Origin of the sequence: Bartonella sp. AA9NXGY (assembly GCF_042196845.1) — a bacterium.
Classification (GTDB): Bacteria; Pseudomonadota; Alphaproteobacteria; order Rhizobiales; family Rhizobiaceae; genus Bartonella.
Genome location: NZ_JBHIRB010000030.1, coordinates 1 through 8,245, shown reverse-complemented (window position 1 = coordinate 8,245; position 8,245 = coordinate 1). Strand labels below are relative to the sequence as shown.

Annotated in this window: 14 protein-coding genes and 1 pseudogene; all 15 read left to right on the top strand. The window is 35.7% G+C overall.

The genetic code is table 11. The features are described 5' to 3' along the window. Positions 1-113: pseudogene (locus tag ACFIM6_RS09115) on the top strand (conjugal transfer protein); the annotation flags it as partial. Between the two features lie 110 nt (positions 114-223). Next, on the top strand, positions 224-541 hold the full coding sequence (gene trwL, locus ACFIM6_RS09110) for a VirB2 family type IV secretion system major pilin TrwL (RefSeq protein ID WP_375612574.1): 318 nt from the start codon (positions 224-226) through the stop codon (positions 539-541). 66 nt (positions 542-607) lie between these two features. Beyond that, positions 608-919, top strand: a complete 312-nt coding sequence (gene trwL / locus ACFIM6_RS09105) for a VirB2 family type IV secretion system major pilin TrwL (protein ID WP_375612573.1) — start codon at positions 608-610, stop codon at positions 917-919. A 128-nt stretch (positions 920-1,047) separates the two neighbouring features. After that, complete coding sequence (gene trwL / locus ACFIM6_RS09100; protein ID WP_375612572.1) at positions 1,048-1,365, top strand: VirB2 family type IV secretion system major pilin TrwL; 318 nt, start codon at positions 1,048-1,050, stop codon at positions 1,363-1,365. Between the two features lie 56 nt (positions 1,366-1,421). Beyond that, positions 1,422-1,739, top strand: coding sequence for a VirB2 family type IV secretion system major pilin TrwL (gene trwL / locus ACFIM6_RS09095; RefSeq protein WP_375612571.1), 318 nt, complete (start codon positions 1,422-1,424; stop codon positions 1,737-1,739). A 57-nt stretch (positions 1,740-1,796) separates the two neighbouring features. Beyond that, positions 1,797-2,123: a VirB2 family type IV secretion system major pilin TrwL gene (gene trwL / locus ACFIM6_RS09090; RefSeq protein WP_375612570.1), complete on the top strand. Its 327-nt coding sequence runs from the start codon at positions 1,797-1,799 to the stop codon at positions 2,121-2,123. Positions 2,124-2,179: 56 nt separating this feature from the next. Continuing rightward, positions 2,180-2,503 (top strand): VirB2 family type IV secretion system major pilin TrwL, encoded by a 324-nt coding sequence (gene trwL / locus ACFIM6_RS09085; protein ID WP_375612569.1) that lies wholly within the window; start codon positions 2,180-2,182, stop codon positions 2,501-2,503. A gap of 127 nt (positions 2,504-2,630) precedes the next feature. Beyond that, positions 2,631-2,942 (top strand): VirB2 family type IV secretion system major pilin TrwL, encoded by a 312-nt coding sequence (gene trwL, locus ACFIM6_RS09080; protein ID WP_375612568.1) that lies wholly within the window; start codon positions 2,631-2,633, stop codon positions 2,940-2,942. 114 nt (positions 2,943-3,056) lie between these two features. Continuing rightward, entirely contained in the window at positions 3,057-3,371 is a 315-nt protein-coding gene (gene trwL / locus ACFIM6_RS09075; protein WP_375612567.1) for a VirB2 family type IV secretion system major pilin TrwL, read from the top strand. Between the two features lie 127 nt (positions 3,372-3,498). Further along, entirely contained in the window at positions 3,499-3,819 is a 321-nt protein-coding gene (gene trwL, locus ACFIM6_RS09070) for a VirB2 family type IV secretion system major pilin TrwL (RefSeq protein ID WP_375612566.1), read from the top strand. Between the two features lie 125 nt (positions 3,820-3,944). Continuing rightward, on the top strand, positions 3,945-4,253 hold the full coding sequence (locus ACFIM6_RS09065; protein ID WP_375612565.1) for a conjugal transfer protein: 309 nt from the start codon (positions 3,945-3,947) through the stop codon (positions 4,251-4,253). A gap of 12 nt (positions 4,254-4,265) precedes the next feature. Next, a complete protein-coding gene (locus ACFIM6_RS09060) occupies positions 4,266-4,574 on the top strand; it encodes a type IV secretion system protein VirB3 (RefSeq protein ID WP_375612564.1) in 309 nt (102 codons plus the stop codon). 2 nt (positions 4,575-4,576) lie between these two features. After that, on the top strand, positions 4,577-7,048 hold the full coding sequence (locus ACFIM6_RS09055) for a VirB4 family type IV secretion/conjugal transfer ATPase (protein ID WP_375612563.1): 2,472 nt from the start codon (positions 4,577-4,579) through the stop codon (positions 7,046-7,048). Next, positions 7,045-7,812: a type IV secretion system protein gene (locus ACFIM6_RS09050; RefSeq protein WP_375612562.1), complete on the top strand. Its 768-nt coding sequence runs from the start codon at positions 7,045-7,047 to the stop codon at positions 7,810-7,812. Before ACFIM6_RS09055 ends, ACFIM6_RS09050 begins: the two co-directional genes overlap by 4 nt. Before the next feature lie 188 nt (positions 7,813-8,000). Then, positions 8,001-8,245: type IV secretion system protein (locus ACFIM6_RS09045; protein WP_375612561.1), on the top strand; the 245-nt coding region annotated here is incomplete at its 3' end.

Here is an 8,245-nt window from a genome sequence, read left to right as displayed (position 1 = left end):
TTGGTTATGCAGGGCGCTATATCGGAAAAGATACATTCGTACGGTGGGCAATTGGTGTCGTTATCGCTGGTTCAGCAACTGAACTTGCCGGTTTATTATTTAAAACTGCATAAATTTTCATGAAAGAAAATTTAGATTTCAGTATTTTCATTGTATTCAATAAAAATACATATTGAAGAAAAGAGATTACTCATACCAATGTGATATAAATTGAGATAAAAATATGAAACAATCAAATATCCTTCAAAGAATAATTCATAATAAAAATATTAAAAACTTTGCAGTTTCAGCTGTATTTTTTATCGCTAATCCTGTGTTAGCCCAAGCAGTAGTTTTAGAGCCTGCAAACAAAGCTTTAACTGCACTCCAAACAGACTTAAAAACGATTATCCCCATTGCTGCTGCCGTGATACTTTTGTGCTTAGCAATTGGTTATGCAGGGCGCTACATCGGAAAAGATACATTCGTACGGTGGGCAATTGGTGTCGTTATCGCTGGTTCAGCAGCTGAACTTGCAAATATGTTATTCAAAAGCGCGTAATAAAAAAGTCATGCTGTATAAAATATCTTTTTATCCTAAAGCGAAATCTAAATTGAGATAAACAATATGAAAAAATCAAAAGTTCTTCAAACAATAATTCGGAATAAAGCTACTAAAACCTCTGCAGCTTTAACTGTATTTTTTATGTCCAATCCTGTGTATGCTCAACAATTAACAACTGCAAAAGGTGCTTTAGAAAAACTCCGTGATGACTTAAAGTTGCTTATCCCTCTCGCTGCTGCTGTTATACTATTATGCTTAGCAATTGGTTATGCAGGACGCTACATCGGAAAAGACACATTCGTACGGTGGGCAATTGGTGTCGTTATCGCGGGTTCAGCAGCTGAACTTGCCGGTTTATTATTTAAACCTAACTGATAAATCTTTTGGAATAAGAAATATTTTTTGTAAAAGAAACTTTGGATTTCAATGCTTTCATTATACATCAATGAAATTGTTTCTTATTTCGTAGAAAAAATATTTATGATAAATCAATGAAGCTAAATATGAGAAAATTAACTAATTTCCAGAAAAATAATAATGAAATTATAACAATTTCTGCTGCTTTAACTGTACTTTTTATTAGCAATCCTGCATATGCAGTGCAATTAAAAAATGCAAAAAAAGCTCTAGACACTTTGCAAGATGATCTTGTTAAAAATATTATTCCTATTGCTGCTGCTGTTATACTTTTATGCCTAGCCATTCTCTATGCAGGGCGTTACATCGAAAAGGATACATTTATACGATGGGCAATCGGCGTTGTCATCGCTGGCTCAGCAACCCAGCTTGCTCAACTGTTATTCAAAGGTGCAGTTAGTTAAAATTAAAGATGACAACTATAATACAAAATGTTATTTAAAGTCTTAATGAGAGAAATATGCGAAAATTAATTAACCTCCAGCCAAAAAGTAACAACAAAGTTGCAGCAATTTCTGCTGCTGTAACTATATTTTTTATGAGAAATCCTGCATGTGCAGCAATAGAACCTGCAAACAAAGCTTTAACAGCTCTACAAACAGATCTTACTACTAATATTATTCCTGTTGCTGCTGCTGTTATACTTTTATGCCTAGCCATTCTCTATGCAGGGCGTTACATCGAAAAGGATACATTTATACGATGGGCAATCGGCGTTGTTATCGCTGGCTCAGCAACCCAACTTGCGAACTTGTTATTTAAAGGTGCAGTTAATTAAAGTTTAAAGATGAAAACTATAATACAAAATGTTGTCTATAATCTTAGTGAGAGAAATATGCAGAAATTAATTAGTTTCCAATCAAAGAACAATAAAAAAATCATCACACTTTCTGCGGCTATAACTGTATTTTTTATAACACATCCCGTATGGGCCCAAGCAAAAGGTTTAGCTCCTGCAAAAACAGCTTTAGAAGAACTCCAAAAAGATCTTAATACTAATATTATTCCTGTCGCTGCTGCTGTTATACTTTTATGCTTAGCAATTGGTTATGCGGGACGCTACATCGGAAAAGATACATTTGTACGGTGGGCGATCGGCGTTGTCATCGCTGGCTCAGCAACCCAGCTTGCTCAGCTATTATTCAAAGGTGCAGTTAGTTAAAATTAAAGATGACAACTATAATACAAAATGTTATTTAAAGTCTTAATGAGAGAAATATGCGAAAATTAATTAGTTTCCAATCAAAGAACAATAACAAAATTATTACACTTTCTACGGCTATAACTGTATTTTTTATAACACATCCCGTATGGGCCCAAGTACAAGGTTTAGCTCCTGCAAAAACAGCTTTAGAAGAACTCCAAAAAGATCTTAATGCTAATATTATTCCTGTCGCTGCTGCTGTTATACTTTTATGCTTAGCAATTGGTTACGCAGGCCGCTACATAGAAAAGGATACATTTGTACGCTGGGCGATTGGCGTTGTCATCGCTGGCTCAGCAACCCAACTTGCGAGCCTGTTATTCAAGGGGCAAGCGTAAGTCTATATAACGCATAATATTTTTATCATAAGGTTTTATATCTAATTATTATACACATATGAGAATCTCATATATTTTATAATAATAAATACAAAGTATTAATAAGAGCATTAATTAAGAGTAAAATATGAAAAAATTAATTGATTTCCGATTAAAAAATAACAACAGAATCACAGCAATTTCTTTGGCTATAAGTGTATTTTTTATAGTACATCCTGCGTATGCAAAACTAAAAGCTGAAGATGCTTTAAAAACTCTGCAAACAGATCTTACTACTAATATTATTCCTGTTGCTGCTGCCGTTATTCTTTTATGCTTAGCAATTGGTTATGCTGGACGTTACATCGGAAAAGATACATTTGTACGGTGGGCAATCGGTGTGATCGTCGCTGGCTCAGCAACCCAACTTGCGAGCCTGTTATTCAAGGGGCAAGTGTGAGTCTTTATAATACATAATGTTTCTAATGTGAGAGTTTATGTTTGATAAATTTAAACATATTATGTGATATTTCGTTTATATTAAGAATATACAAAGTATTGATAAGAGTAAAATATGAAAAAATTAATTAATCTCAAATTAAAAAATAATAACAAAATTATCGTAATTTCTGCAGCTCTAAGTGCCTTTTTTATAACGAATCCCGTATATGCAAATGTAAAATTAGATCCTGCAAAAAAGGCGTTAGATGCACTCCAAAATGACTTAAAAACGATTATCCCTCTCGCCGCTGCTGTTATACTTTTGTGTTTAGCAATTGCCTATGCAGGGCGCTACATTGGAAAAGATACGTTTGTACGGTGGGCGATCGGCGTTGTCATTGCTGGCTCAGCAACACAACTTTCTACACTGTTATTTACAGGTAACTAATGAACTGATATAATACATAATGTTTTTAAATTAAGAGTTTATATTTTCTAATTGTAACATATAAAGATAGTAATTTGTTTATGTTAAAAAATATAAAATATTCATGAAAATTTAATGAAAGTAAAATATGCGAAAATTAATTAATGTCCAAACACAAAATAACAACAGAATCATAGTAATTTCTACAGCTATAATTGCATTTTTTATAACACAGTCTGCATATGCAAGTGCAAAATTAGCTCATGCTGAAAAAGCTCTAGATGCTCTAAAAAAAGATCTTATTGATCACATTATTCCTGTTGCTGCTGCCGTGATACTTTTGTGCTTAGCAATTGGTTACGCAGGCCGCTATATAGGAAAAGATACGTTTGTACGGTGGGCAATCGGCGTTGTCATTGCTGGCTCGGCAACCCAACTTGCTAAACTGCTATTTACAGGTCAAGCATAAATTAGTATAATACGTAATGTTTTTAATGTTCGTTGATTATAGATTTGTACCAGTAATAATATCGCTCATACTACGAAAAAAGGAATATTATTTATAGCAACTTTAATTAAAAGGGGATAAAGGATATGAAACAATTAAATACGCTTCAATCAAAAATATGTAAGATTAGTGCTATTTTTATAACTTTTATTATGTTATTAATAACTAAATCTGCATATGCTCAGACGGAAACAAAGAGTCTAGATGTTTTCATAGGGATGCAATATGGATTAAGTATAATTATTCCTATCGTTGCTGCTATCGTTCTTTTATTACTTTTGCTTATTTATATATTTCGCATTATCGCAAGAGCTACATTTATGCGATGGGCATTCAGTGTCATTATTGCTGGTGCAGCTTTTTATATTAGCCACATATTATTTCACCTCCAGTGACGAGAACGTTCCATGAAATCGCAAGAAAAAAAAGAATTCCCCCTATTCAAAGGAGCAACACGTGTTCCAACGATATGGGGTGTCCCCATGATGCCATTTATCGTTATGGTTATGGGGGTTGCTGTTATTGCTATGACAGTAAGTATCTTTTTGTGGATTATAGCGCCTCCATTATGGTTTATTATGGTGCAAATTACTAAAAACGATGATAAGGCGTTTCGTATCTGGTGGTTATGGATCGATACTAAATTTCGCAATCGCAACAAAAGTTTTTGGGGCGCATCAAGTTATAGTCCCTCTGATTATAGTAAAAGGAGATAAACATGACAGCTGTTGAAAGCAGCAAACGCCTTGCATCAGAGGCACCTGTAAGCCTGTTTCTGCCTTATTCACATCATATTACAGATACGATTATTTCTACTAAAAATGCGGAATATTTGTCAATTTGGAAAATTGACGGGCGTTCGCATCAAAGCGCTTCAGAAGAAGATATTTTTCAATGGATAAAAGAGCTTAACAATACTCTACGGGGGCTTGCATCGGCCAATTTATCATTTTGGGCACATATTGTGCGCCGCCGTGTTTATGAATATCCTGATTCAACATTTGATCAAATGTTTTGCTATCAGCTTGATGAAAAATATCGACAAAGCTTTACTGGTTATAATTTGATGGTCAATGATTTATATCTGACTGTCATTTTTCAACCGATAGCGGATAAAATTATGTCGTTCTTTTCTAAGCATGAACGTGAAACGCTTGATCAAAAAAAGATGCGACAAGACACATGTATAAAAGAACTCAATGACATCAATCGTACTTTAGGTCAATCTTTAAACCGTTACGGTGCAGAACTTCTTGGTGCTTATGAAAAAAATGGGCATGCTTATTCTTCTGCACTTGAATTCCTTGGAATGCTTGTCAATGGTGAATATCGCCCTATGCCAATTTGCCATGACCGTTTTGCTGACTATATGTCTGTCAATCGACCTTTTTTCTCAAAATGGGGCGCTCTTGGTGAACTGCGAACAACCAGTGGAATGCGTCGATTTGGAATGCTGGAAATTAAAGAATATGATGCAACAACCAAACCAGGACAATTGAATGTTTTGTTGGAAAGTGACTTCGAGTTCGTATTGACGCAGAGCTTTTCAGTTCTCTCCCGACATGCTGCTAAAGATTATTTACAACGGCATCAGCGTAATCTGATTGATGCACGAGATGTGGCAACGAGCCAAATTGAACAAATTGACGAAGCACTAAACCAGCTTATCAGTGGGCATTTTGTCATGGGAGAACATCACTGCACATTGACGATCTATGGTGATACAATTCAACAAGTTCGCGACCATATGGCCAAAGCAAGTGCAGCATTACTAGACGTTGCGGTACTGCCCAAACCTGTAGACTTAGCAATAGAGGCTGGCTATTGGGCACAACTTCCTGGCAATTGGAAATGGAGACCGCGTCCTGCTCCGATTACATCATTGAACTTTTTATCATTTTCATCTTTTCATAATTTTATGTCAGGAAAACCTACTGGTAACCCATGGGGTCCAGCCGTCACAATTCTTAAAACAACCAGTAAAACACCGCTTTATTTCAACTTTCATGCCTCCAAACTTGAAGAGGACTCGACAGATAAACGTTTACTTGGTAATACCGCGCTTATCGGACAATCTGGTTCGGGTAAAACCGTGTTACTCGGCTTTTTGTTAGCACAAGCACAAAAATTTAAGCCGACAACTGTTGTTTTTGATAAAGATCGTGGCATGGAAATTGCCATTCGAGCGATGGGTGGAAAATATTTAACATTCAAGCCAGGCAGAAAAAGTGGTTTCAATCCTTTCCAACTCCCACCCACACAAGAAAATCTTATTTTTCTGAAACAATTTGTTAAAAAATTGGCAGAAGCTGGTGGTGAGGTCACGCATCACGACGAGGAAGAAATTAACAAAGCGGTTATGTCTGTTATGAGCAGTAACATTGACCAATCACTCCGTCGTTTGTCCTTTCTAGTACAATTTTTACCAAATCCACGTTTAAGTGATTATAATGCTCACCCATCTGTTCATGCTCGCTTACTAAAATGGTGTGAAGGTGGTGATTATGGGTGGTTGTTTGATAATCCCCATGATGCTCTTGATCTCTCAACACATCAAATTTACGGCTTTGATATCACGGAGTTCTTAGATAATTTTGAAACTCGCACTCCAGTGATGATGTATTTGCTTTACCGCACAGAAGGCATGATTAGCGGACAGCGATTTATGTATATCTTTGACGAGTTTTGGAAGCCTTTGCAAGATCCGTACTTTGAAGATTTAGCGAAAAATAAACAAAAGACTATCCGTAAACAAAATGGTATTTTTGTTTATGCAACACAAGAGCCTAGCGATGCCTTGGAAAGTAATATTGCCAAAACACTCATTCAACAGTGTGCAACTTACATTTTTCTAGCCAATCCCAAAGCAAATTATGAAGATTATACAAAAGGCTTTAAACTAACAGATGCCGAATTTGAACTCGTTAAAGGACTTGGTGAGTTTAGTCGCCAATTCCTCATTAAGCAAGGTGATCAATCTGCGCTTGCAGAACTGAATCTTGGTAAATTCCACCTGACACGCGATGGAAAAGCCATCGAACACGACTTTAGTGACGAGCTCTTGGTGTTATCAGGTACACCTGATAACGCAGAGTTAGCCGAAAGCATTATCGCAGAAGTTGGTGATGATCCAGCAATATGGTTGCCAATTTTCTTACAGCACGCAAAAAATGACAGGAGGGAAACATGAAAAAAAAGGTCATTTCAATAGTAGTTGTAATAACTTTAGGGATTTCAAACCCAGCGATGGCTTGGGTTTGGGGCGCTGGAGCGGCGGATTTGGGAGCATCAGTCCCAACGACGTGGCCCAATTTTTTTGGGAAATCATCTTCAAATAGATCAAAGTCTAAAAAAACTCCACAGCAAAAGAAAGCGCCATCTGATGCCCAACTTCTCGATATGCTAAAAAAACACCTTGAGGAAGTAAAAAAGATACACGAGTCTATAACGGGAAGCCAAAAATTCAATACTAAAAAACTTAAAAATGTACAAACAGATCACAGTAGCTTTTTTCTCAAAAATCCAGAGAATCTCTACAATAGAAATAAACCTTCTGCTCTATCTAAATCACTTGAAAATATTTTAAAAGAAGAAGAAATTCCTGTCACTATCCATGAATCTAGCAGTTTTATCAACAAGCGCATCCAATATGCAGCCATCACTGATAAAGCCGTAAGTTTAAAAACTTTTCAAGAAGCAAACAATCGTTTTCAGCAAATTGAAGAACTATTAAAAGAAATCACGACAACAAAAGATCTAAAAAGTATTGCCGAGTTACAAGCACATATAATTGGAATGCTTGCTATGCTACAAAATGAAACAGCAAAACTACAAATGGTTACACATTTACGCAATGCTGAACATACACTTATCAAACAACAGAAAGATAAGCATAACATAAAAATTTTGAATAGTAAAAACACGAAAATGCCTACCATAAGATTTATTAGGTAAAGCTTTTATAATAACATTTTGTATATTATTTCCCTGTATGCTCGTAAAAAGAAAACGTTAATGCGTAATACTCAATTCTCTCTCATAGATCGAAAAGGTCTACGAAGTTTCATTTTATCCTTAAAAAGTTCAACGAAAAATGCTTAAAAATCATATAAAAAGTTGAAAATTCGTTAAAGAGGAATTCCATGAACTTTACAGTTTTCACGCAACTTTTCAATAAAATTGATCAGATAACAAAAACATATGTCACGGATGTTTCCTCAAAAGCAATTGTTACAATTACACCCTTCGTTTCAATTGGAATCACTATCGCTTTCATCATCTACGGATGGCTTATCATCCGTGGCGCTATAGATATGCCACTTTCCGGATTCGTAAACCGTTTCCTGCGGATAAGTATTATTACTTCAATAGCTCTTACCACAGGACT